The following is a 26,292-nucleotide window of genomic DNA, read 5'->3' as shown; positions in this document are numbered from 1 at the left end:
GAGATTGTTCATGTATTTAAGTGATTGGTAGTCAGGTAAATATACGATTTTTTAATCAAATGAACAATCTTTTTTCCTATATTTCTAAATGCACAACGGGTTAAAATGACTAATTTGTTTTATTTGTAATTTTACATCGTTACTAAGAATAATTTATTTTTAAAAATTAAAATCAATACCATAATCTTTTGTAATTTTACGCCATGGAATTAAGCATAGGTGAAATGTTGATGGTTGCCTTAGCAATCATTGTCTTATTTGGTCCGAATAAATTACCGCAGATTGCGCGCGATTTAGGACAGGGCGTACGCAAAATGCGTGGTGCCATGGAAGACGTGAAAACTGAAATCCTAAAAGAAACCGATAATCCAATCTCTGAAATAAAAAGAGAAATAGACAAGGTAAAGCAGGCGGCAATGGACTATAATCCAATGGCAGACCTCGATAAAGAAGCGCTTGCAAAAAGAGAGGAACCGAAAATTAACCTTGCAGAAAACGATAATCATGAAGGACCTGTAAGCCGTTAATATGCGCGAAATTATTCAGCAAGACCGATCCATTTTTCTTTTTCTCAACAATTTGGGAGTGGACTCTTTTGATCAATTCTGGGTCATGATTTCTGGAACCTGGATCTGGCTTCCGCTGTACATTATTTTTCTCTACCTTTTATTTAAGAATTACAAACCTCGAAATCTGGTTTTTATTCTCATTTTTATTGCGTTAGGGGTTACCGTCTCTGATCAGCTGGCAGGAGTTTTCAAAACAGGAATCGCGCGATTAAGGCCCTGCCATGATCCCACTTTAACCGGGATAATGCGTGTAGTTAAATGTGGTGGCCAATATGGATTTTACTCCAGCCATGCGGCAAATACTTTTTTTATCGCTACTTTTATGACCATGCTTTTGTACAAAAAATACAGGTTGTTACCATATGTTTTGTTTTTTTGGGCGGCGGTTGTTTCCTATAGTCGAATTTATTTGGGCGTTCACTTTCCTTTAGATATTTTAATGGGTGCAGCGATGGGCTTTTTTACAGGAGGATTTTTTGCAACCTTAGCCTTAAAAGTGATTCACAAACAGCGTATTGCTGGGTCTAAGAACACACTTACAGACTAATTGTCTTTATCTCGACTCCTTTCAAAGAGGCTTTACTAATATTGTGAGAACCAACGCTTACTTTCATTTTATTAAAACGTGGGCCAAAAACTGCCTCCGGAATTGATCGTGCTACATTCTGAAAATCACATTTTGAGATTATTCATTTTTAAGCAAAACTCAACTTGAAAATACGACCGCTCCTATCTTTTTTATATCTTTGTTCCTATGTCTGAAACTAACGATAAACGTCTTTTTCTCATCGATGCGTATGCGATGATTTTCCGTGGGTATTATGCTTTGATTAGTAGCCCACGTATAACCAGTACTGGTATAGATACTTCCGCAATTTTTGGGTTTACCAACTCCTTAATTGAATTGATTCGAAGAGAAAAACCCACACATCTTGCCGTGGTTTTTGATGTGGGGCAAGCCAGTGTACGAACTGCTGATTTTGCCGATTACAAAGCCAACAGAAGCGAAACACCCGAAGCCATAAAGCTAGCGATTCCTTATATCCATCGTATTTTAGAAGCCATGCATGTTCCTATTTTGGGCTTAGAAGGCTATGAAGCTGATGATTTGATCGGAACACTTTCGGTAAAAGCAGAAAAAGAAGGATATGAAGTTTTTATGGTTACCCCAGATAAAGATTTCGCACAATTGGTTACCGATCGCGTAAAAATCTATAAACCGGGTTTAAAAGGTGCCGAATTTGAAATCCTAGGCGTTGAAGAAGTAAAGGCAAAATACGAAATTGAAGATCCAAAACAGGTCATCGATTTTCTAGCCATGATGGGCGACGCGGTTGATAATATTCCTGGGTTAGAAGGTGTCGGCGAAAAAACAGCTAAGAAATTTCTGAAAGAATATGGCAGTATAGAAAAGCTGTTGGAAAATACAGCAGATTTAAAAGGAAAACTAAAAGAAAAAGTAGAAAACTCGGCTGAAAGAGGAATTTTATCTAAAAAATTAGCAACCATTATTTGCGACGCTCCGATTGAGTTTCATCAGGAGCAATATGATTTGGATGAACCCGATTTCGAAAAAGTAAAAGAAGTATTTGACGAAATTGAATTTAGAAGACTCTACGAAAACCTCTATCGGGCATTTGCGCCCACCCCAGAAAATGGCAGCGTTAATAACAAGTCAATTTCTGCCAAAAGTCAACCCGAAAAAACGGGCGATCAATCCATGCAGTTGGATTTATTTGCAAATTTTGAGGAATTAGAGCAGGCGACCACGACCAAAGAAACCGTTTTTGATAATGATCATTTATACCAATACATTGATTCTACAAAAGCACACACTATTTTAGCTCAAAATTTAATGGTTCAAAATGCAGTGTCATTCGATATCGAAACAACGTCTTTAGATGAAATGGAAGCCGAATTAATCGGGATGAGTTTCTCTTATAAAAATGGATTGGCGTATTATGTTCCACTTTCAGAAAAACGAGTGGAAGCGGAAATTACCTTAGAAATATTCCGACCTTTCTTTGAAAAACAAGAAGTTTTAAAAATAGGTCATCATTTAAAATTCGGTTACAAAATTTTAGATCGGTACGGAATTAATATTAAGGGATTGCTTTTTGATACGATGATTGCGCATTATTTACTCAATCCAGATGGTCGCCATGCGATGGAATATTTGTCGGAAATGTATTTGAATTACAAACCGATTTCCCTGGAATCTTTGGTCGGTAAAAAAGGAAAAAACCAACTGGATTTGCGTTCAGTTTCACTTATTGAGCAAACAGAATATGCTTGTGAAGATGCAGATCTAGCATTCCGTTTGTATCAGCTTTTTGCACCGCAGCTCAAAAAAGAAAATCTGGAGGATCTGTTTTTTAAAGTCGAAATGCCTTTAATGAAAGTATTGGCGAAAATGGAACTGGAAGGAATTTCCCTCGATAAAAATTGGCTAGCGCAAGAAAGCATCGATTTAGAAAATGATTTGCGGGCATTAGAAAAAACGATTTTTGAGTTGTCAGGTGAAGAGTTTAATATGAACTCACCCAAACAGTTGGGAGAAGTTTTATTCGAAAAAATGCAGCTCGACCCCAAAGCGAAGAAAACAAAGTCTGGCCAGTACGCCACCTCAGAAGATATTTTGCAGAAACTCGCTCCCAAGCATGAAATCATTCAACATATTTTAGAATACCGGACCTATCAAAAATTAAAATCAACCTATGTGGATGCTTTACCGCTTCAGATTGATAAAAATGACCACCGCGTTCATACCAATTTCTCGCAGACTACCGCCGCAACCGGACGTCTAGCCAGTGTAAATCCAAACCTACAAAATATTCCAATCCGAACTTTGCGCGGACAACAGATTCGTGGTGCTTTTGTCGCAAATCCCGGAAATAAATTGATTGCTGCCGATTATTCACAAATTGAATTGCGACTCATTGCCGCGATTTCGGAAGAGGAAAATATGATCAAAGCTTTTCAAAACGGCGAAGATATTCACGCTTCCACGGCATCTAAATTATTTGATATTCCTTTAGAAGAAGTTACCAAAACCCAAAGGTCTCAAGCGAAAACGGTCAACTTTGGGATTTTATATGGTCAAGGTGCCTTTGGCTTAGCCGAACAAACCGGCCTTTCTAGAAAAGAAGCCAAGGAAATGATTGAAAATTATTTTGAAACCTATCCGAAACTGAAAAAATACATGGCAGATCAGGTGGTGAAAGCACAAGAAATGGGTTATGTAGAAACGATTCTTCATCGGAAAAGACATTTGAAAGATATTAATTCAGCGAACTTCGTGGTGAAAGCGCACGCTGAAAGAAATGCAGTAAATGCTCCAATTCAGGGTAGTGCAGCAGATGTTATCAAATTGGCGATGATTAAAATTGACGAAAAATTTACAGAACAAAATTTAAAAACGAAAATGCTATTGCAAGTTCATGATGAACTCGTTTTTGAAGCTCCAGACGAAGAAGTTGAAATTGCATCCGCTTTAATAAAAAAAGAAATGGAATCTGCTTACGAAACCACCGTTCCTTTATTGGTCGAAGTAGGCGTTGGAGATAATTGGTTGGAAGCGCATTAATTTGGAGTGATTATGTGTTTTTTCCGATGAGTATTTAAGTATTTAAAATTTTCAAGTATTAGGTTTATGTAAATAATTAAAATGATAATCGGGAAAATTTTGACCGCTTAGTTTAATAGTTAAAAAAAAATAATACCAACCAAAGAACTCGAAGAGTTTAATGTTAATACCCATTGCTGAAACCGATGGGAAAAATAAAACCAATGAAAACAGTAGTATTCTACGAACACGCAGAAGCAACGATGGAAAAATTTATGGAAGTTTTTCCCGGTCATCAAGCAGTGGAAGATGAATTTATCAAAGCCGGAAAAGTATTGGGAGCAGGAGCATTTGCCATTCCTGGAGACGGAGCAATGGCGATTTTTATTGATAAATCTGCCGCCGAAGAATTTGTAAAAAGAGATCCTTTTGTTTCGGAAGGTTTGATTGCAAAAGTAACCATCAAAGAATGGATGGACGAGATTATGTAACCTATGAAATTCCTCATCATCATTCCTACGCACAACGAAGAGAAAAATATTCTTTTCACCTTGAAATCTCTGGAAAATCAGACGTTTCAAGATTTTTTCTGCGTGATTGTAAATGATGGTTCGACCGATAAAACGAAAGAAATTGTTGAGCGTTTTGCACAAGGAAATTCAAAATTTAAAATTCAAAATTTAGAATTATCCGAACACGAGCCGGGTGCAAAAGTCGTTCGAACTTTTAATAAAGGTTTAGAAACCGTAGATGTAAAGGAGTTCGACATCATCTGTAAATTCGATGCAGATATTATTTTTCCAACCAATTATTTAAAGAAAATAGATAAAGTTTACGAGAACAATCCAAAAGCAGGAATGGTTTCCGGATTGGTGAAAATTAAAAAATCTATTTTTGAAAAGGCTTTGGCTTTTGATTTTAAAGATGATAAACACCAATGGAAATTTGAAAATTTATCCTCTAAAAATCATGTACGTGGACCGATAAAATCCTATCGGAAAGAATGTTTTCTGGAGATGAATGGTTTAAGACCTGTTTTGGGATGGGATAATATCGATGTGATGTTGACGAAGAAAAATGGTTGGGAAGCCATTACCATTAAAGATTTGTGGGTGAAACATTTGCGAATGACTGCCTTTCAATATAAAAACCAGAAAGCCGAAAAACTAGGCGAGTATTTTTATAATATCGGTTTGAGTGTTCCCTTAATGCTCATTTCTTCGGCAAAATCATCTTTTAAAAACAAATCAATTAATGAATTTTTTACAACAGTTATAACCTATTTAAAGCAAAAAGACGAACGAAAATTATCAAAAGATGAAATCAGATTTATTCGTAATTTACGCTGGAAACAGATGTTCAGCAAAAAATAAAGAACTATGAAAAAAATAATATTTATGGTAATGGTGTGTTTTTCAATGGTGGTATCCGCCCAAAAAGCTGCGGATCTTATCATCACCAATGCAAAAATCTACACCGTTAATCAAAATTTCGATACCGCAGAATCGATGGCGATTTCCAAAGGAAAAATTATTGGGATTGGAAAAACTACGGATATTCTCAAAAATTTCAAATCAAAAAATATTCAGAATCTTCAGGGAAAAACCGTTTTTCCCGGGTTGATCGATGCGCACTGTCATTTCACAGGTTTTGCAACCGATAAATGGAAATGCGAATTATGGGGCACAAAATCTTGGGATGAAATTGTTACAAGGATTTCAGATTACGCCAAGACCGCTCCAAAAGAATGGTTATACGGCAGAAGTTGGGATCAGAATGACTGGACTGTGAAAGAATTTCCGAATAAAGAAAAATTAGATGAGTTGTTCCCAAACCGTCCGGTTTATTTAAAAAGAATCGATGGTCATGCCGCTGTAGCCAATCAAAAAGCGTTGGATATTGCCGGGATTACAAAAGATTCAAAAGTATCAGGTGGCGAAATTGAAGTTAAAAATGGAAAACTGACGGGAATATTAATCGATAACGCAATGTTGTTGGTGGAAAAGCATCTTCCCGAAATTGAAGACGAAGAGGCCATTCGGTATTTCTCCGAACTTCAAAAAGAATGTTTCTCCTATGGGCTGACTTCGTTGCACGATTGCGGAATTACAGAAAAAACTTTAGGGCTTTTAGAAAAAGCACAGTCGCAGGATGTTTTGCAAATGAAAATTTTCGCTTTGTTGGAAGACAATCCTGACTATTACGACCGATGGATAAAAAAAGGAAGATATACCAATAAAAACATTACCGTTGGCGGGTTTAAGGTGTACTCTGATGGCGCACTCGGCTCTCGTGGTGCGTGTTTAATTCACGATTATACCGACAAAAAAGATTGGAAAGGTTTCCTATTGAGCGACCGAGAACATTTTGAAAATTTAGCTAAGAAATTGAAAGAAACTGATTTGCAGATGTGTACGCATGCCATCGGAGATTCTGCCAACCGCACCATTCTTCAAATTTATGGTGATGTTTTGGGCGTAAAAAATGACAGAAGATGGAGAATTGAACACGCACAGATTGTGGCTAAAAATGATTTCGATTTGTTCGGAAAATATTCCATTATTCCATCAGTACAACCAACGCATGCTACTTCTGATATGTATTGGGCGGAAGAACGATTGGGCAAAGACCGTTTAAAATATTCTTATGCCTATGAAGATTTACTGAAACAAAATGGATGGCTTCCGTTGGGAACAGATTTTCCGGTAGAGGAAATCAGTCCGCTAAAAACTTTTTATTCTGCGGTGGCGAGAAAGGATTCCAAACATTATCCGGCCAACGGATTTCAGAAAGAAAATGCTTTGACCAGAGAACAGGCGCTACGTGGAATGACGATTTGGGCGGCTAAAGCTGCTTTTCAGGAAAATGAAATCGGAAGTTTGGAAGTTGGTAAGTCTGCGGATTTTATTATTGTAGATCAGGATCTAATGACGGTTCCAGAAGTTCAAATTTTAAATACTAAAGTGTTAGAAACCTACAGCAACGGAATTAAAGTATTTTAATTTCACCTGCATGCTCATCATCTGAATTTTGAAAAAAATCGCTTATATTGAACTCGATACCCATGCAGAAATTGCAAGGAATTTCATGGTGCTAATGAATGAGTCAAAAGAATTTGTGGTGGATTACTATTTTTCGGAAAAAATTTTCAAACAAATAGGAAAGCATCAAACCAATATTTTTTTAACTGAAAGTACTGAACTTCTCAATCAATTAAATCTTAAGAAATATGATTTGATTATTATTGGGACAGTTCATCGGTATTTTAATTTATTTAATGAAATCGCCACAACGTATAATACGTCGGTTATTGTTCATAACATTAATTTTACGAAGATTTCACGATTTCAACTTTTTAAAAACATTTTTAAAAAAGATTTTAAATATCGATTGAAGTTACTACTAAAAGAAGATTTAATTTCTGCACCAAAAATTTTTAAAAAGGCAAAAAATCTTTTGGTTTTAGATGAAAGTTTCTCGCAAAAAAATCTAAAATATTTACCGCTTTTCTTTAATCAATACCAAGAAAATAAGCCCGCAGAAATTTACACGATTGTTATTCCAGGTGCGGTTTCGCAGGCGAGAAGAGATTATAAAAAAGTACTTGCGGAGCTGAAAAATTTCAGCCATAATCACGCTACTTATGAACAACCGATTCAAGTTATTTTTCTTGGAAAAGTACAAGGGAAAGAACTTTTATGGTTGAAAGATTTTGAAAAAGAGCTATCCAACGCGATTTCCATTCAATATTTTACAGAGAAAGTTTCTCAAAATATATTCGATCAATGGATGAATAAAGCGGATGTTTTATGGTGTCCGATCCAGCGATCAACCGAGTTTTTTAGTCATCCAGAAATCTACAGCAGAACCAAAATGAGCGGAAATATCGGCGATGCTATCAAATACGGAAAAGTTGCATTCTTTCCAAAGCGTAATCCCTCCAAACTTCCATTCATTATGAATGAGGAAAGTTTTGAAAAAATACTCCATGTTCAAACATTGAATTTGATGAATTTTCAGAAAGAATTTAATCAGAAAAAAATTGCTGCTGATTTGGAAGAGACTTTAAAAATGCTACTTTTAGAATTTAAAATTTAAAGAGGCTTTTGAAGAATTTTTTATTGAGGTATTGCTCAACAGGGAAAATTTTCATGACGTGGTTGGCGCCAAAAATAACTATTAACACAAAAGCCGGTTTGTAGCAGAGATTCACCAAATTGCTTGTCGTTTCAGGCAGCATAATCGCAATATTAATCGCCAGAGTACAAATAATCAAAACGTACATCATCTCGATGGTCAGCGGGAAAACTTTAAATTTCGAATAGTTAAAGTAAATTTTTATCATATTGAATAAGGTCAATGAAATCGCTGTTGCCATAGCAATTCCGATAATGCCAAATTCTGTTTTGGTAAGGAAAAGATAGTTGAGTACAATGGTGGTTATGGCTAAGAACAGCATCACCACAATATTAAATCGGTAGTGTTTTGAAAGTGAAATGATATGTCCGTTGAAGCCGGTAGCCAAATCAAAGATCATCGCACAACCAAGAATCCACACAACGGGTTCTGCCTGGCGCAATTGTTCGCCATTTTTTATAAAATTACTGAGGTAAGGAAATCCAACCAAAATACAGGAAAAGAGTACGGCACCTAGAAAAAATAAGGTTAATGAGGTCTTTTTATGAAAACGGTCGAGTTCTTCGAATTCGCCTTCTGCAATGGTTTTATTAATGATCGGCGCGGAAATATTATACAAGCCCATCTGCGGAATAAGAATAAAAGATAGAATCGACAAAATAATACTGTACACCCCATTTTCTTCGAAGTTTAGGAATTCGCCAATCATGAAATTATCAACTCTAAAGGCGATGTAATTCCCGATATTTCCTAGAAAACCGTAGAAACTATAGTTGAGAATTTCTTTCCATAGATGTTCTTTTTTTATATAATCGGTACTGAAATCAGGTTTAATTTTTTCGAGGGTGTTGGCGTAGAAGAAATAGCCGATTAAGGATAAGATAAACATTCCCAGGAAAAATCCATATGAACTTTTTTCAGAAACGCCCAAAAAGAAAAATAATGAAAACGCACCTAAATTCGCAATTTTCGGAAATAGATTTTCAAAAATATTAGGAATTACGATTCGCTTATAGTTGGTAATATACTTGCTGAAAACGGCAGAGAAAGCCATGACTAAAATAAGTGGCAGAATGAGCAGTTTCATTTTCCACAATTGTAAACTCTTGAACTGCGGGAAAAAGTAAAAGAAAAGGAAAAATAAAACAGAAAATAGGACGAAATTTAAAAATACACCCACCAAAGAGAGTGATAATAAATTTTGATTTTTACCATCTTTTTGCGCTTGATGAAAAAATTTAACATTAGAAAAAGAAAGTCCGAAAACTACGATGGGTAAAAGCATTTCTGCCGTCGGCATGATGTAACGCAATTTTCCATAAAACTCCATATCGTACGGAAAAATGAAGATTGCGGAAATTGTCCCGAGTAAAAAACCGAAATATCCGATTAAGGAATATTTAAAACCCTGACGTGCAACTACACTCATTTTTGGCAGGTTTTAAAAGGGTTTCGGGCTTTTCTGAATGGGAAATACGTCATTAATTTTTTATAAAAATTCTAGGCGAAATGTTGAAATTGTCTTTCGTAAAAATCGATCGCAATAAGGTGTTTTTTTTAATTCAAGAAAACAAAGATAATAAAATATGTTAAATAAATGTTAAAATGAAACCAAACCCTGAAATGATTTGTTGAAAAAGTGCTTTTCTTTCTTATGTTAGACCCTGCGTTTTCGCAGTTTTAGTTGTAAATTGCAAGAGTATTTTTATTAAATATTTCTCATGAAAAAAATTCTTATTCTTCTCGGTTTTGGTATTCTTACCTCGTGCGGTTCGGTAAAAAATAGTTCAGAAAAACCTTTTGTTTGGGAAGGAGCCAACGTTTATTTCTTACTGACTGACCGTTTTAAAAATGGGGATATCACCAACGATATTAATTTTGACCGAAAGGAAAAAGCCGCTGTTCTTCGTGGTTTTGAAGGCGGAGATTTACGAGGTATTATTCAGAAAATTGATGATAATTATTTTTCCGATTTGGGGATTAACGCAATTTGGATGACACCGATTGTGGAACAAATCCATGGTGCAACCAATGAAGGAACGGGTAATACCTACGGATTTCATGGGTATTGGACCAAAGATTGGACGGAGCTTGATCCGAATTTCGGAACAAAAAAAGACCTCAAAGAATTGGTAGAAAAAGCCCATCATAAAGGAATACGCATTGTTTTGGATGCGGTTGTTAACCATACCGGACCGGTTACGAAGAGCGATCCTGTTTATCCAAATTCCTGGGTGCGAACCTCACCAACCTGCAATTATCAGAATTATCAAAATACCACTGCTTGTACTTTGGTTGCAAATCTCCCGGATATTTTGACGGAATCAAGCGAACCTACTGCACTTCCAAAAATACTGATTGATAAATGGAAAAAAGAAGGAAAATATGAATCGGAAATGAAATCGCTTGATGCGTTTTTTGCCCGAACCGGTTATCCGCGTGCCCCGAAATATTACATCATGAAATGGCTTGCAGATTACGTTGAAAACTATGGAATTGATGGCTACCGGGTAGATACTGTAAAACATACCAATGAAGATGTTTGGAAAGATTTCCAGAAAATTTGTCAAGAATCTTTCGATATTTTTAAAAGAAATAATCCTTCAAAAGTACTCGATAACAATCTCTTTTTTACGGTAGGCGAAGTGTATGGGTATGGCATCTCGCAAAAACAAATTTACGATTTCGGTGATAAAAAAGTGAATTATTATCAAAATGGTTTTAAATCGCTCATCAATTTTGATTTTAAAGGAGATGCCAACAAATCCTATGAAGAATTGTTTTCTCAGTATTCAAAACAATTGCAGTCTGATCTGAACGGTAAAACAGTGATGAATTATTTGACTTCACATGACGACGGTTCACCGTTTGACAAAGATAGAAAGAGAACTTACGAAGCCGGTACTAAACTGTTATTAACGCCTGGAATTTCGCAAGTTTATTATGGTGATGAAACTGCCAGAACTCTAACAGTTCCCGGAGCAGAAGGTGATGCAACACTTCGATCCAACATGAATTGGAGTGATATTAAGGGAACAACCGCTACACAAAACATTTTGACGCATTATCAAAAACTAGGGAAATTCAGAGCGAACCATCCGTCAATTGGTGCAGGGATTCATCAGATGGTTTCCTCGTCGCCGTATTGGTTTACGAGAACTTACAATGATGATAAAGTTTTGATCGGTTTAGATTTGGATTCAGGAATCAAAGAAATATCGGTCTCTGGTATCTTTCAGGAGGGTTTACAACTTCGGGATGCTTATTCGGGAAAAGTTATTAAGGTTAAAAATGGAAAAGCAATCATTAATACAGAATATACCGTGGTCTTATTTGAAAAAATTTAAACAATGAAAAAACTCATTCAATTATTTTTGGTATCTGTTTCAGTCGTAATTTTTGCACAAAAAATTCCAGAAATCAACAAAAATGAATTTTCTAAAGAAGCACTGCAACAAAAGATCAGTTCTTTGGAAGGAAAAAAATCTTCTATTTCCGAAGTGTTAAAAAAACATGAAGGCCGAATATTGATTATTGATTTCTGGGCGAGTTGGTGTAGAGACTGTATTCTTGCTTTGCCGGCTACCAAAGCATTAAAAGAGAAAAACCCTGCAATAGACTTTGTTTATTTTTCGTTGGATCGTTCGCACGAGCAGTGGAAGAGGGGACTAAATAAATACAATATTGCCGAGCAGGAAAATTATTGGTTTGATGAAGGTTGGAAAAATAATTTCAACAATTACATCGATTTGAATTGGGTGCCAAGATTTATGGTGATCGATCAAACTGGGAAAATAGCCAAGTATTACGCCATTCATCCAAGTGATCCGGATATTCAGAAAACGATTGATCAATTAACACAAAATGCACTTTAACTAAAAGGCAATTGTAAAAAATCATTCAACGGTTGAATACTTTGAAATATTTTTGCAAATTTTTTAGTGGATTCTTTTTCCAAGAGGGCTTCATCAGCAATAGGATGGCTTACTGTAAAGCTTTTTAATTTTAGATATTCTGCCAGGGGATGATCTTTTTCAAAACCGGTAGGGACTCTTTGTAATTTGTGTTCCACACTTAATCCACGGAAATTATTTCGGAATTCCTTTTGTTTCAAAATCTTTAAAAAATCTTCGCCACTAGCCGAAATTTCTTTTCTAATTTCTTTTAACACGGCAGGTTCCGGCTTGTAAACCCCACCTGCTAAAAATGATTTTCCCGGTTCGATGTGCAAATAGTAACCCGAAATTTTAGCGCCTTTTCCCATGCCTAAACTTGCGCCAAAATGTGTTTTGTAGGGTGTTTTATCTTTAGAAAAACGGGTGTCTCGATAAATTCTAAAGAGTGCTTTTTTGGGCTCGATTTTTAAAATTTCTTCATCGAAGTGAGAAATTTCCTGGATTAAATCCTCAACAAACGAAATCACGTCTTGCTGAGCAGCCAAGTAAAGTTCTTTATTTTCATTAAACCAGTCGCGGTTGTTATTTCTGTGCAAGATCTTTAAAAACGTAAGGCTAGAGGCAGTAATTGATGGATTCATAAGTCTAGATTTTAACCAAATTTAAAGAAATAAATGGAGGTTAACTTGGATGAGATGATAATTAACAATTATTTAATAAACAGCCCATATAATTATCATAAATAAAAAACGTATCTTTGCACCCAATTTATAGACGATCTTTTACATGAATTTATTTACGGAGACCAATCTAAGTCCTGAAATCTTGAAGGCAATTGGCGAACTGGGCTTTATTAGTCCAACAGAAATCCAAAAACAGACTATCCCTTTTATCTCTACAGATACACGCGATCTAATCGCACTTGCGCAAACGGGAACAGGCAAAACAGCAGCGTTTACGCTTCCGATTTTGGATATGATTGACGACGGGAGTCGCAAAATCCAATTATTGGTGCTTTGTCCAACCAGAGAACTTTGTTTGCAAATTACCAAAGACATTATTAATTACTCGAAATACATGCGAAACATCAAAACTACAGCAGTTTATGGTGGAAGCAGTATTACAGATCAAATCAGATCACTTCGCGAGAAACCGCAAATTATTGTGGGAACTCCAGGACGTGTTATTGACTTGATTAACAGAAAAGCCCTTGATTTCTCAGAAATTCAATGGTTAATTCTGGATGAAGCTGATGAAATGCTTTCAATGGGTTTCAAAGAAGATTTGGCGACCATTCTACGCGAAACACCAGAAACCAAACAAACGCTTTTGTTCTCGGCAACGATGAACAGAGAAGTAGAAAGAATTTCTAAAAACTATTTGACCAATGCTCACCGTATTTCTGTGGGTTCCATCAATGAAGTGAAGAAAAACATCAAACACGAATTCTACGTGGTTGGGTACCGAAACAAAAAAGAAGCATTAAAGAGATTGATCGATGCAAATCCAAATCAATATTCGATTCTTTTTTGTAGAACCCGTATGGAAACTCAGGAAGTCGCAGACTTTTTGATGCAAAACGGTTATGCTGCAGATGCACTTCACGGTGATTTATCGCAAGCACAACGGGATACGGTGATGAAAAAATTCCGTTTGAAAAACATTGATATCTTAGTTGCGACTGATGTTGCGGCCAGAGGTTTGGATGTTGATTCATTAACGCACGTTATTCACTTTTCTTTACCAGATGATCCAGAAGTTTTTGTTCACCGTAGTGGTAGAACAGGACGTGCTGGGAAAGATGGAATCTCTATTTCTTTAATTAAACCGGAGGAATCAAGAAAACTAAAACAAATCAAATCGGTAACAAAAATTGATATTACAGAGAAGAAAATTCCAACCGGTAAAAAAATTATCGAAGCTCAGGTAGCTGGTGTTTTCGAAAAATTATTTACAGAGCACGAGAACCTTGTTGAATTCGACAACGAATTAATTCCAGATTTATCAGCCTTTACCAAAGAAGAATTGGTTCACCAGTTATTGCAATTGCAATTAAGAGACATGGCGCTTTATTATAAAGATAAAGACGATTTGGTTGATCAGAAATTCAACAATGATGACCGCGGAGGTGATCGAGGCAGAGATCGAGGCAGAGACCGTGATGGAAGAGGCAGAGATCGCGACAGAGGTGGCGATAGAAGAGACAGCGGAAACAGATTCGGAAATAGCCGTGATGGTGGAAGTCGTGATTTCGGAAGGGATCGAGATGGTGGAAACAGAGGTGAATCTAGAGATAGAAAACCAAGAAAAAATAGTGAAGACATGGTTCGGTTTTTCTTTAATTTAGGAAAAAGAGACCATTTGAAAAAAATCGACATGTTGGAAATCATTAACAAGTCGACTGAAAAATCAAGAAAAAGACCAGATATTGGGAATATCGAGATTCTGGAAAAATTCTCTTTCTTTGAAGTAGAAAAATCATTTAAAGATGAAGTTCTGAAAGGATTACAAACTCAGAAATTTAAAGGAAAGGAAATGAGAGCCGAAGAATCGAACTAATTCTTTCCTTTTGTTGCCAGCTATAAAGTCCCATTATCATTTATGGGGCTTTTTTTGTTAATAATTATTTTCGTTATGTTAATAAAACTTAATATAAAAGCGAGAAACCTATTGCTCTTTTTCCGAAATTTGCGTCACTAATTATAAATGAAAAATAATGGGAATCGGAAATATTTTTAAAATGTTCCAGCCGAAAGACAAAGTGTTTTTTGTACTGTTTGAAAAAGTGGCGGAAGAGCTTGTAGCGATGTCAAAAGAATTTCACGAGAGTTTACTCGATTTTGACATTAATGATGATACCATGTTGCAACACATGAGTGATTACGAACACCGAATGGACGATCTTACGCATGAAATTTTCGTGCAATTGGGCGAGAATTTTATTACCCCGTTTGATCGAGAAGACATCAGTCATTTGGCCAGTGGATTAGATGATATTGCTGATTTTATGTATGCTTCTGCCAAATATATTTATTTGTATAAAGCACCGCTAGACCCAGCATATACAGAGTTTACCTTGTTGATTTACAAGTCTTGTCTTGAGATTCAGAGTGCGCTAAGAAACTTAAATGATTTTAAGGATCCTAAAGCCGTGAAAGAGTCTTGCATTAAAATCAATTCCTTTGAAAATATTGCAGATGATGTATTAAGCCAAGCGATTGTAAAGTTATTTGACAGCGAAGATGCGATTACCATCATCAAAGTGAAATCGGTGTTGGAATATCTGGAAATAGTGACCGACAAAGCTGAAGATGTAGCCAATACGATTGATAGTATTTTAATTAAATACGCTTAATCTATTCATTAATTTTATTTTAAAAAAGAAGAATGGATTTACCAATTCTACTCATCATCATCATTGTATTAGCCCTAATATTTGACTATATCAATGGTTTTCATGATGCCGCAAATTCAATTGCGACCATTGTCTCAACAAAAGTTTTAACCCCATTTCAAGCAGTTCTATGGGCTGCACTTTGGAATTTTGCGGCGTTTTTCTTAGCCGCCTATGTTATCGGTGAATTTAAAATCGGAAATACGATTGCAAAATCAGTGAATATTGATTTCATCAACCTGGAAGTTATTTTTGCGGGCTTAATTGCGGCAATCTTCTGGAATTTATTAACCTGGTGGTTTGGGATTCCCTCGTCTTCCTCTCACACCTTGATCGGAGGGTTTTTGGGTGCTGCCTTGATGTACGCTTTGGTTTCTGACTATCATGTAGTTGCCCTAGCGAATCCCGATTTGTCTATTGTAGATAAACTGATACTCGCCTTCAAGCAACTCTTTACCCAAAATGTAGTTCGGTATGATAAAGTAATTCCTATTTTCTTATTCATATTCTTGGCACCGGTGATCGGGTCTTTAATTTCTATTTTGATTACGCTATTTATTGTAAATGTTTCTAAAAAAACAAGTCCAAGAAAAGCCGATAATATCTTTAAGAAATTACAATTGGTTTCCTCTGCATTTTTCAGTTTAGGTCACGGTCTTAATGATGCGCAGAAGGTAATGGGGATTATTGGTGCTGCTGTAATATTCCATCATACCCAAACTTTGCAAGATCCTGCTTACCTTAATTTAGATGGGTCACATCAATTTAATTATTTTGTAGATCATTATTTCTGGGTACCATTTGTATCGTTTTTAATGATTTCTTTAGGAACATTGAGCGGCGGTTGGAAGATTGTAAAAACCATGGGAACACGGATAACAAAAGTAACGCCCTTAGAAGGTGTTGCCGCCGAAACCTCTGGTGCAATTACGCTTTTTATAACCGAGCACTTTGGGATTCCAGTATCAACCACACACACCATCACTGGTGCTATTATCGGGGTTGGACTCACCAAAAGAGTTTCGGCAGTACGATGGGGAATTACCATCAGCTTACTATGGGCTTGGATTTTAACCATTCCAATTTCAGCGCTCGTCGCAGGAGTTACATATTTAGCAGTGATCTTTTTGAGGTAATTTGAACAGAACAAACCCATAAAATAGACACAAAAACCATCTCGTTCGAGATGGTTTTTTCTGGTTTATTTTTTTAATAGATTGACGATCTGATTGATTTGATTAAATACCAATTGTTCCGTGGGCTTTATATCTTCCGTTTGAGATTGTTTAAAAGCCATTTCCATATTGGCAATATTCAAGGGATCGAAAACCAGCGATGGTTTACAGACCGCATACGTATAGGGTAAGTCTGCACCGATAACTTTGCAGCCATTTTCGATCGCTTCTACGATGCCTAAGCCAAAACTCTCGGCAAGAGAGGGGAAAATGAGATATTCATTACTTTGGTAAATTTCAACCAAGTCATGGCGTTTTACAAAACCATGATTAACCAATGGATACCCTTCTTCAATTTTTTGGTTAATGAGCGAAATGAGTGCGGTAAATTCCGGGGCGATCGTCAAATGTAAAATTCCTTTTTTTTCAGCGTCATAAAAATTACAAAACGCTTCAATCAGGTTGAGGTGATTTTTGTGCAAAGATCCACTGCTGATATAGACAAAACCATCTTTTCTTCGCTCATATACTTTCTGCTGATGCTGGTCCAAAGGCGGATAAAACGGAAGCAATTGCACGTCATTAATATCCACTTTGTATTTTGAGGCAAGGCGGGTTTTTACTTGTTCAGATTGTACAAACCAAACGTTGGTGTTTGACTTTAGCGCATTTAAAACCATGGATTTTACTTTGGCTTTCATTTTGTCTCGTACCGACATTGATTCTGGAGTATCTAAAAATAGCAATTGATGAAAATAGGTATATACAGGTACATCCAGTGGAATGGTGGGAGCTAAATTCCCAAAACAAAATACATGGGAAAATTTCTTTTTTTTCCGTTTGTAGAAACTGTGTCTGTTGATTAAAGTTGCTTTCATAAACACTTTCCTTCTATTAGGGACCATAGGAAAATCGCCTTTACAGCGCTCATCAAATAAATAATAAGTTGGTATTTTATGGGTTTCTAATATTTCTACCAGATAATCCAGCAGGATTTTTCCGCCGCTGTTGTTGATGTATAAACTATCGAGTAGGAGCATTTTGAAGTGTTTTATATAGAAGATTATTTAAAATAACATTATTTTTTGATTCATACCTGTTCTGACAACTTAAATTTTGCCCATTTTTTCCACCAATAAACCGTTATGAAATGAGAGAAAGACAAAACTCCAAATTAAAATTCCAATTCCTCCAATTGAAAACAAAGTTGCTTCACCCATTATAGTTATTAGTGCGATTAATGGAAGAACCAATAAATTATTATAACTGTTCTGATGTAATTTTAGTAAAGCAATAATGGTTAAGAAAAGTATTACTGAACCTATTATACCCAATTCCTCTAGGCTTGCAAGAAACATATTTCCTTTTTCATAAGCTTTTCCTGTGGAAAAAATATCATCGATTTTTTTTAGATCTGAAGGATTTTTAAAACCTATTCCAAAAATAGGATTATTACTTATATTAAGTACTTGTTTGTCAATTAAACTTCCTCGCGATAATAAAACACTTTCTGTTATTGACCCAGTATTACTTTTATCTAGAAAATTAATAAAGTAATTGCTTAACGAGCCTAAATAAACAACAATAAAAGCTGAACTTACCACTAAAAAAACGATTAATTTACGAAGCACGACCACTCTTAATTTTCTATTTATTAAAATCGCGAATATGCAACCAAGAATTAATGCAAGTAAAGAGGTTCTAGATTGGGTTAGAATTAAAAATATAAAGCTAACTACTGTTATAAATAGATCTTTTTTATTAAATTTCAGAAGTAATTGTAATATCTTCCATCCTATATACGGGGCAATTACAACTCCGAAAGCATTTGGATGATTAGTAATACCCCTAAAGCCGTAGGTATCTTCACCGTAAGAAATAGATGGCAAAGCGAAAGAAAATAAAGATAAAAAGAGTAAAGCTAAATACATAGCTTCGATTGATGTGAAAATTCTATCTCTCTCTGTAATATTTTCGAAATAAGTATTTTTGAAGGTAAAAAAGAATAGTATTACAAAACTTAATAGTTCAAATAAACTATTACCTAAGTTATACGAAAAAATAATAGAATGCATTATTAGGAAAAGTAACAGTGCAGAAAAATACATTGGTTTAATAAAGATTCTATGGTACGTAAACATTTTTGTACCAATCGTTTTTAAAAAACTAATAGGAATTAATAGAAAACGAAGATTGTTTAAACCGCTTCCGATATCGTTAGATGTAGTATTTTGAATAAGAAAAAGCAGAAAAAATAAAATAATCAATTCAATATTATATATCCGGTTTTTAAAAAACAAAAAGATTGATATCCCGATTAAAAATATTGAGCCATATGGAATAAATAGTATCAATAGCATTACTATCGTCCATTTTATAATTTCTTTTATTAAAATATTCATTTATTTAAAAGTATTGTTTCAAATTCATGCACGATTTTATGAGAATATCTATTTACAAAATCATTCATAGCTAAAATACGAGTAGAATCTAATTCTTTTTTAAAATTTAGCAGAACGGTATAAATCGCAGTTTCTAATGCATTCTCTTCATTATCACGGTATACAACTCCACGTTGCATCTCTTCAACAATACAACTTGCACCGCAGTTAGTATTGGTAATAACTTTTACGCCTCTTGATAAAGCCTCATTAATTACAGCACCCCAACCATCAAATTTACTTGGTAAAATTAGGTAATCAGCTTTAGCAAGAATATCCATTGCATTATTGTTTTCTAAATTGCCATAGAAAACGACTTTATTTTCTAAATTATTTTCTTTTACTACATTCTCTAATTTCACTTTCAAGGGACCATCTCCTATTATTTCCAATAAAAACTGTTCATCTTTTAAATGTGTAAAAGCGCGTATCAAAGCAGTTATGTTTTTTCGGTCAATTAGCTGACCAATAAATATAAAATTTGGTATCGAATTTAAAGAATTAGAAGGAATAGATTGATAAGAAGGTAATTCAGTAAAGTACTGAAACCTGTGAATTTTTTTTGGAGGGAAGCCAACCGACTTATACCAGTCTACTCCCAAATTTCCCATTGCAAAAATATAATCTATTTTTCGATTGTATTTTAAATACTTAAAATAATAAAGCAATCTTTTAATATGTTTTTGCCAGCCAGATGTCGAAACAGGTTCCACGATAACACCAATAGTTTGTTTTTTATCTATTTTATTAAAAACTTCTTTTAAATTTTTATATACCGCGATACCAGAAAAAATATGTACTGCGCCTTCGTTTCTATTAAGTAATTCAAAAGCAAAATCCTTTGTGTTAAGAATAACAATTTGTGCTTTTCCGGTATCTGGTTTTTTCCAACCTTGCGTTATTCTATCAAATGATATTTCTTCATTAACTGCCAATATTACATCATTATTTTCTGCAAGCTTTCTAATAAAAAAAGATTGGTGGGGACTGATAATGTTCTGCCAAAAAACTATTCTCATATAAATTTGAAATGATAATAAAAGTATTTATTTTTCTTGGTACGAGAAACCTTTATAATTCTACAATGAATTTTTCATATATTCTCTTTACTGTAAATTCTTTATAATTTGCTTCAATAATATTTTTATCACAAATGTGATTATTATATTGTTGTATAAAAAGTTGTAGCTTACCTGCTAAAAATTTTTCATTTTCAGTATTTTCCATAATTAATAATTTAACAGGATAGCGTTCTAAAAGCTGCTCACAAATATCATTTTTCACAGTAGTCAAATTGATAATTGGTTTTCTAAAGCCAATGTAATCAAGAATTTTACTGGGCAATTGAATTGTGGTTACATTACTAATGTTAATTAGAAATGATGCTTCTTTAAGAATGTTTGGAATATCACTTCTAGGCACAGCATCGTGAATAACTAATTTATTACCCAATAAGTTGACATATTGCTCATCTAGTGCTGATCTGTCTGCTCCATAAATATGTAAAGTCCAATCTTCGTCCTTTATCATGCAAAACAATTTCAACATAAATGTAGGATCTCTAAATTTTTTAGAGAGCGCGCCAGTATATACAATTTTATTATCACTACCAGTATTTTTGACATAATTATCTGAGTGAATACTTAACATTGGAATTCCTAATTTCACAAATTTACTTTTAAATCGTTTATAAATATTATTGCTATAAAGATTATAAAGCTGATCCGTTAGAAATATTTTATTTGCGCTTTCAAAGACCTTTCTCTCCTTGATCCAGCGATAGGTAAATAATAGTTTGGGAAACCTTAAGAGAGAATTAAAAGCATAGGGGTCTAGTTGATAAATTATCAAGCTGATTTTTGGATTTGTTAATTTTACCTCTTTACCAATTTCTAAAATAATATAAGGAAATCCGACACAAACCAAATTATCAAAATGTTTATGTTTTGCTAGATCATTGATAAAATCTACGGCATCATCTTTAAATATATTTAGAACTTCTTTAATGTGAACGGAGTTATTATATTGGGAGTTTTTATTTAGGTTGTAGATGCAAATATCATCTATAAAGTATTTTTCCGGCTTTCCCGCAATGGAAGTTATTACAGAAAAATTGCTTTTATCCTCAACATGAGAAAGGAGATTATACATGCAAATTGCATTGGCATTACGGCTTTCTTCACCCTCATATTCATAGCAAAGAATTAAGGTTTTTTTACTGCTTTTATTCATTATGCATTATTTGTTTTAAATAGGTAGTTGAGTTGAAAATAAAATGTAATCCCTAAAATACCCATAAAAAAAACATTTGCGTAGATTACCCCAGGTATTCCATATATTCCTCCAAGATAAAAAGAGAACGGTATGTTCAAAATTGCAGCAAAGATCATTAAATACATCTGCAGTTTAATTTTTCCTAGGCCATTTATAATATAATTATGGCTCGCCTGAAAAGTAATTACTATACTGTAAATCATCATTGCAAAGGAAACTTTTGAAGAAATAATTATGGTATCTCCTATCCAGATTTTATACAAGAAAGGCGCTAATAAATAAAGTGCAATATTGCAAAATGAAAGTATAAGCCAAATTTTCCTAATAATTTGCAGATTTTTCCTCATCCATATAAAATCTTTTCTCGCCCACGCATCACTATACGCACTCCAATATGGTGTAAGAATTATAAAAGAAACCATTGTTGTTAGCGAAAATAACTTATAAGCAATATTGAATTCTGCTACAGCCTCTGGTCCCAATACTTTACTAATAACAAAATTATCTGTTTGAAAAAGAACTAAAGCACCAAGTTGTACAATAAAAAATGCACCTCCTAAATTGAAGATACTTTTCAAATGCTTTCTACTAACATATTTGACAGAAGGTTTTACATATTGTAAATCTGTTCGGAATAATATTATTGATGCTATAGTGATAATTATTATCGGAATTGAAGTTAAGACTATAAATAAATATAAGAGATTTGGTTGACAAAAAAGTTTCAGTAAATAAACACCCACCAAAACGCCAGCTTGACCTAGAAAAATCATAAAACCAGATAATGCCGCTTTATGCAAAGCTAAAAGTATGGAATTTATTACGCCAATTGTTAGTTGAATGCAAAAAGAAGTAACTACAACTAAAAAAAGTAATTGGAGTGTTTTATTATTTATGTTGTATACATTAAGAATCAGTTGCCAATCAAAAAAATGATTGCTGATGAAAAACAATAGAAGTATAAAAATTGATATAGCTCCAATTGCGGCATAAGTTGTACTGACATATTTTCTACTTTCATTTACATTTTTATTAGCGTTAGATTCACTTAATCTATTTCGTAAACCATTAGCCAAACCAATATCAAAAAATGATAACCAACTAACAATAGAACTGACGGTTAACCAAATTCCATATTCAGCGGGAGACACATATCCTAACGTAATTGGTACTAGTAATAATCCAACAACTATACTTCCTACCCTAACACCGAATGACATTAGAACATTTTTTAAAATAGTCTGCGATAATTCATTATCTCTAACTAAATATTTTTTAAATTTTTTTATAATCGAAAATTTATCAATAATCTTACCCAATTTTCAATTTTTTTAACTTTATATACTATCCATTATTGGTAATTTCAAACTGTAAATATGAAGAAAACTCCTTTAAAATATTTATAGAAAGAATACACCTTATTTTGGAAATAATTTTATTTATTATAAAAAAAACTCCAGAAATTTTTCTTTTCTTCTGAGTAATAACCATAACCATATTTACCTCCGTAGCCGTATCTTAATTCATCTTTTTTTACATCATTTAAAACTATTCCTACTTTTTTAACATTTTCATCATCAGCAACTACATGCACATATTCTAATAGTTTTTTCTCCGTATAATTGGCTCTAGACACATATACTAAAATATCCGCTTTATTTAGAATGTGAAAAGTATCACTCACCATCATCATCGGCGCCGAATCTATTAATACATAGTCATACATGGTTGCCAATTCGTCCAAAAGCTGCTGTAAACGGTTGTCTTCCAACAGATCTGTCGGATTAGGAGGTATGTTTCCAGAGCCTATAATATCTAAGTTATTGTCCAAACCTGAGGGAATTATGATTTCGGCTAATTGCATGTTAGAAGTTGCCAAATAATCTGATAAACCTATATGTTTACCTGAGATATATCTTCCTAATTGCGGGTTTCTTAAATCGGCTCCTATTAATATAACTTTTTTATTAGAACTCAAACTTAGGGCAGAATTTATAGAAACTGTGGTTTTACCCTCACCCTTTACAGACGAAGTAAATAAAATTACTGGTGCTCTACCTACAACTTTACTAAGCATAAATTTTAGATTTGTAGTAAGAATCCTGAAAGATTCTGCAAAAACAGAAAGGTCATTTTTCAAAAAGAGATCTCCAGCTTTAGAATCTGCAGTTGGTATCTCTGCAAGTAAAGGTATATTAGGCAAAACTGCCAGAACATCAGATTTATTAGAAACTTTTGTGTCAAGTATAGATTTAAAATAGATTATCAGAAAAGGTAGCATTATAGCTAAAGCAAATGCGACTAAATAAATTTTAGATTTCTGTGGTGCCACAGGGTTTAGAAAAGTATACGCCGGATTCACAACCCTTGCTTTCGGAGTGGTAACCGCTAAGGAAATTGAGGTCTCTTCCCGCTTTTGTAACAGGAAAAGATAAAGGGCTTCCTTAATATTTTGCTGTCTGTCTATGTTTCTGAAAATCTTTTCTTGCCCTGGAAATCTCCCCACTGCCGCTTTATTTTCATTCACCTTTTCTTGTAAAGAAGAAATGTTGGATTGCAGTGAAGCACGTGATTTTTGTAAATTTTCTTTAATAAGACTTCGCATGGAAGCAATGTCTCTATTGAACTGAATAACAGCGGGGTTCGCAGCGGTCGCTTGTCGTAATGTCTTATTTCGGGTCAATACCAATTGATTATACTCATTGATCACCTGGTCTAATCCAGAAGGCATCCCCATATTGCTGGGCAACAATTGTTCATTGTTCGCAGAATTTGCATAATTCAAAACAGAATTCACCATCTCTAATTGCGTACCGACTTCCATAATTTTTTTTGTAGCCTCATTCGCATTCTCTACGGAGATTTGTGCTTGGGTTACCAAATCGGTGATTTGATTGCTTCTTTTAAAAGAAGCTTTTTGGTCTTCAATATTGCCTAATTCTTTGGTAATGAGATCCAAACGGGCATCAATAAAATTGGCGGTATTTTCAGATTCAAGATTCTTATTGTCAATCGCATCTTTATTATATTGCTTAATCAGTTCATTTAATATATTCTCTGATTTTTGCGGGATCGCGCCTTGTATACTGAGCGTAATAATATTCGATTGATTCTTGGTGTCCTGATCACCAATAATACTTTGTTCTAAGGAGTTTACAACCTCTTGTGGATGAACGAGGGCGATGTTTACAGGTTTTTCAAATTTGACCAACGGTTGCCGATAAATTGTAAAATTGCCATGTTTTAAAGGGATTTTCTGACCGTATTGATGCGTTTTTTCCGAAATCCCCTCTTGCTTTAATTTAAATTGGGTCGCATTAACGGGTATAAACGAAAAATATTGACTTTCAAATTTCTTCGGATTAGTCACTTCTAAATTTCCGAAAATGGGAGTTTCATCATAAATATTGGTCGTAATTAACCGGCCTTCATTGGAGACCTGAACGTCTAAGTTTAAATTTTTGACCAAATCATACAGAATCGGTTTTGATTTCATTATCGCAATTTCATCTTGTAAATTGTTTCCACCAAACCCTCCGCCCAGCGGCATGTTTGTGAAATCTTGCATCGAGACAGAACTGCTTTTGTTTTTCGAGGTAGAAACTAACACTGAAGCATTGGTCAAGTATTGTTTAGGCGTATACCTAAGGTATAACCAAGCGAGAATCATTGCTACCAAAAGAGATAGCAAAAACCAGGGCCACTTTTTCAAATACTTATTAAGTTCTGCTTGCAGGTCAAAAGAAGAATGATCCTCTTGTTCTTTGTATTGGTTCATTTCTGTGAAAGTTATCTGGTTAATCCAATAATTAAAGATAATACGCCCAAAGCTGCCCCACCGATTTGAAACCAAAGGTTACGATTAGGATTTGAGTTGGCAGCAATCTGGCTGTTTCGATCTGGTTCAACATAGAGTACATCATTCTGTTGCATATAGTAATACGGTGAAGAGGTCATGTTTTTATCGGTAAGATTGATGAGGTGTGTTTGGTCAATTCCATTTTCGTGGCGCAGTAGTTTTATTTTCGTGCGTTCTCCACCAGGCGTTAAATCACCTGCCATTCCCAATGCTTGAAAAATAGTTACTTTATCGTTAGCACTGGTGTATCGACCAGGATTTTTTACTTCTCCTAAAACCGTGATATTGAAATTGAGCTGCCGGATTGAAACCATGGGATCGGAAAGATATTCAAGCAATCTTTTTTCCAGGTCAGCACGCAATTCAGACATTGTTAGATTCTGAACATAAATTTTACCAAGAACAGGAAAAATGAGATACCCTTCATTACTTACCAAATAGCCATCGGGAATGGTTTGGGCAGCAGGACTTTGTATCATTTCATTGGTGTTGCCTGCCTGATTCATCGAGTGCAGGTTAAATGGTCGTACTGCGTATTCATCAAAAGCAGTCACTTTAATATCCAGCAGGTCACCTGCTTGTAAATGAGTGCCTTGAAATACGGCATTCTTTACTTCCTGATCCATCGTAGAAACATTATTTTCCATATAGACCATGTTCTCTTTCGGTTTGCAAGAAAATAGAGTCGTAAACACGGCTCCTATTACTATTAAACTTTTTAATTTTTTCATTATGTTTTTTTGCTGGTGCAAAAATAGAAAAAATTAACCACTTATAATTCGTGATTGAAGTATATTGTACTTGGCTTATTATGTTTTGCGAAATATAATCGATGCCTTTGTAATTTAACTGGAAAAAATTTAACTTTCATTGGATTTTTCTTTAAAGTTTTTTTTAAATAGTAAAATTTGCACCCTCGCCTCACCGTTAAAAATATTAAAAAAAGTCACAATAAATCCTATGAAAACGAAGAGTTTAGAAG

General features: G+C 34.5%; 21 protein-coding genes. 12 read left to right on the top strand and 9 right to left on the bottom strand.

Going from position 1 to position 26,292, the window contains the following annotated elements:
- Nucleotides 1-203: 203 nt before the first annotated feature.
- From QWY78_RS11850 to QWY78_RS11820, 7 genes are all read left to right on the top strand, one after another.
- Nucleotides 204-527: a Sec-independent protein translocase subunit TatA/TatB gene (locus QWY78_RS11850; protein WP_290220064.1), complete on the top strand. Its 324-nt coding sequence runs from the start codon at nucleotides 204-206 to the stop codon at nucleotides 525-527.
- A 1-nt stretch (nucleotide 528) separates the two neighbouring features.
- The gene (locus QWY78_RS11845; protein WP_290220062.1) at nucleotides 529-1,116 is read left to right on the top strand and encodes a phosphatase PAP2 family protein; all 588 of its coding nucleotides are present in this window, start codon (nucleotides 529-531) and stop codon (nucleotides 1,114-1,116) included.
- 207 nt (nucleotides 1,117-1,323) lie between these two features.
- Nucleotides 1,324-4,155 (top strand): DNA polymerase I, encoded by a 2,832-nt coding sequence (polA, locus tag QWY78_RS11840; RefSeq protein ID WP_290220060.1) that lies wholly within the window; start codon nucleotides 1,324-1,326, stop codon nucleotides 4,153-4,155.
- Nucleotides 4,156-4,358: 203 nt separating this feature from the next.
- Nucleotides 4,359-4,625, top strand: coding sequence for a YciI family protein (locus tag QWY78_RS11835; RefSeq protein WP_290220059.1), 267 nt, complete (start codon nucleotides 4,359-4,361; stop codon nucleotides 4,623-4,625).
- Nucleotides 4,626-4,628: 3 nt separating this feature from the next.
- Entirely contained in the window at nucleotides 4,629-5,507 is an 879-nt protein-coding gene (locus QWY78_RS11830; protein ID WP_290220057.1) for a glycosyltransferase family 2 protein, read from the top strand.
- A gap of 6 nt (nucleotides 5,508-5,513) precedes the next feature.
- Entirely contained in the window at nucleotides 5,514-7,136 is a 1,623-nt protein-coding gene (locus QWY78_RS11825; RefSeq protein ID WP_290220054.1) for an amidohydrolase, read from the top strand.
- 28 nt (nucleotides 7,137-7,164) lie between these two features.
- Nucleotides 7,165-8,232 (top strand): hypothetical protein, encoded by a 1,068-nt coding sequence (locus tag QWY78_RS11820; protein ID WP_290220052.1) that lies wholly within the window; start codon nucleotides 7,165-7,167, stop codon nucleotides 8,230-8,232.
- On the opposite strand, the gene QWY78_RS11815 is transcribed toward QWY78_RS11820, so the two are convergent.
- Nucleotides 8,222-9,700, bottom strand: coding sequence for a lipopolysaccharide biosynthesis protein (locus tag QWY78_RS11815; RefSeq protein WP_290220050.1), 1,479 nt, complete (start codon nucleotides 9,698-9,700; stop codon nucleotides 8,222-8,224). The two genes, QWY78_RS11820 and QWY78_RS11815, sit on opposite strands and share 11 nt — an antisense overlap.
- Before the next feature lie 292 nt (nucleotides 9,701-9,992).
- On the opposite strand from QWY78_RS11815, the gene QWY78_RS11810 reads away from it, so the two are divergent.
- Together QWY78_RS11810 and QWY78_RS11805 are read left to right on the top strand one after the other, a co-directional pair.
- The gene (locus tag QWY78_RS11810) at nucleotides 9,993-11,618 is read left to right on the top strand and encodes an alpha-amylase family glycosyl hydrolase (protein ID WP_290220047.1); all 1,626 of its coding nucleotides are present in this window, start codon (nucleotides 9,993-9,995) and stop codon (nucleotides 11,616-11,618) included.
- Nucleotides 11,619-11,621: 3 nt separating this feature from the next.
- Nucleotides 11,622-12,146, top strand: a complete 525-nt coding sequence (locus QWY78_RS11805) for a TlpA family protein disulfide reductase (protein ID WP_290220046.1) — start codon at nucleotides 11,622-11,624, stop codon at nucleotides 12,144-12,146.
- Here the strand turns inward: QWY78_RS11805 and QWY78_RS11800 are convergent.
- The gene (locus QWY78_RS11800; RefSeq protein ID WP_290220044.1) at nucleotides 12,143-12,808 is read right to left on the bottom strand and encodes a DUF2461 domain-containing protein; all 666 of its coding nucleotides are present in this window, start codon (nucleotides 12,806-12,808) and stop codon (nucleotides 12,143-12,145) included. The two genes, QWY78_RS11805 and QWY78_RS11800, sit on opposite strands and share 4 nt — an antisense overlap.
- Nucleotides 12,809-12,953: 145 nt before the next feature.
- Between QWY78_RS11800 and QWY78_RS11795 the strand changes: the two genes are divergently transcribed.
- The 3 genes from QWY78_RS11795 (at nucleotide 12,954) to QWY78_RS11785 (ending at nucleotide 16,697) form a co-directional block, all read left to right on the top strand.
- Nucleotides 12,954-14,726: a DEAD/DEAH box helicase gene (locus QWY78_RS11795; RefSeq protein WP_290220042.1), complete on the top strand. Its 1,773-nt coding sequence runs from the start codon at nucleotides 12,954-12,956 to the stop codon at nucleotides 14,724-14,726.
- Between the two features lie 157 nt (nucleotides 14,727-14,883).
- A complete protein-coding gene (locus QWY78_RS11790) occupies nucleotides 14,884-15,522 on the top strand; it encodes a DUF47 domain-containing protein (protein WP_290220040.1) in 639 nt (212 codons plus the stop codon).
- 32 nt (nucleotides 15,523-15,554) lie between these two features.
- Nucleotides 15,555-16,697: an inorganic phosphate transporter gene (locus QWY78_RS11785; protein ID WP_290220038.1), complete on the top strand. Its 1,143-nt coding sequence runs from the start codon at nucleotides 15,555-15,557 to the stop codon at nucleotides 16,695-16,697.
- A 65-nt stretch (nucleotides 16,698-16,762) separates the two neighbouring features.
- Here QWY78_RS11785 and QWY78_RS11780 read toward each other — a convergent pair whose 3' ends face one another.
- The 7 genes from QWY78_RS11780 to QWY78_RS11750 all read right to left on the bottom strand — a co-directional run bounded on the left by QWY78_RS11780 (nucleotide 16,763) and on the right by QWY78_RS11750 (nucleotide 26,041).
- Nucleotides 16,763-17,776, bottom strand: a complete 1,014-nt coding sequence (locus tag QWY78_RS11780; RefSeq protein ID WP_290220036.1) for a glycosyltransferase — start codon at nucleotides 17,774-17,776, stop codon at nucleotides 16,763-16,765.
- Nucleotides 17,777-17,845: 69 nt separating this feature from the next.
- Nucleotides 17,846-19,138 carry an O-antigen ligase family protein gene (locus QWY78_RS11775; RefSeq protein ID WP_290220034.1) on the bottom strand — a complete coding sequence of 431 codons (1,293 nt, stop codon included), beginning with the start codon at nucleotides 19,136-19,138 and terminating at the stop codon, nucleotides 17,846-17,848.
- The gene (locus tag QWY78_RS11770) at nucleotides 19,135-20,196 is read right to left on the bottom strand and encodes a glycosyltransferase family 4 protein (RefSeq protein ID WP_290220032.1); all 1,062 of its coding nucleotides are present in this window, start codon (nucleotides 20,194-20,196) and stop codon (nucleotides 19,135-19,137) included. Before QWY78_RS11770 ends, QWY78_RS11775 begins: the two co-directional genes overlap by 4 nt.
- 52 nt (nucleotides 20,197-20,248) lie before the next feature.
- A complete protein-coding gene (locus tag QWY78_RS11765) occupies nucleotides 20,249-21,409 on the bottom strand; it encodes a glycosyltransferase (protein WP_290220030.1) in 1,161 nt (386 codons plus the stop codon).
- Nucleotides 21,409-22,770 carry a lipopolysaccharide biosynthesis protein gene (locus tag QWY78_RS11760; protein WP_290220029.1) on the bottom strand — a complete coding sequence of 454 codons (1,362 nt, stop codon included), beginning with the start codon at nucleotides 22,768-22,770 and terminating at the stop codon, nucleotides 21,409-21,411. The genes QWY78_RS11765 and QWY78_RS11760 overlap by 1 nt, the downstream gene beginning before the upstream one ends.
- Before the next feature lie 116 nt (nucleotides 22,771-22,886).
- Entirely contained in the window at nucleotides 22,887-25,229 is a 2,343-nt protein-coding gene (locus QWY78_RS11755) for a GumC family protein (protein WP_290220027.1), read from the bottom strand.
- 11 nt (nucleotides 25,230-25,240) lie between these two features.
- Nucleotides 25,241-26,041 carry a polysaccharide biosynthesis/export family protein gene (locus tag QWY78_RS11750; RefSeq protein ID WP_290220024.1) on the bottom strand — a complete coding sequence of 267 codons (801 nt, stop codon included), beginning with the start codon at nucleotides 26,039-26,041 and terminating at the stop codon, nucleotides 25,241-25,243.
- Nucleotides 26,042-26,292 lie beyond the last annotated feature (251 nt).

Origin of the sequence: Kaistella yonginensis, assembly GCF_030409525.1 — a bacterium.
Lineage (GTDB): Bacteria > Bacteroidota > Bacteroidia > Flavobacteriales > Weeksellaceae > Kaistella > Kaistella yonginensis.
This window is presented reverse-complemented; position numbering and strand designations above follow the sequence as displayed.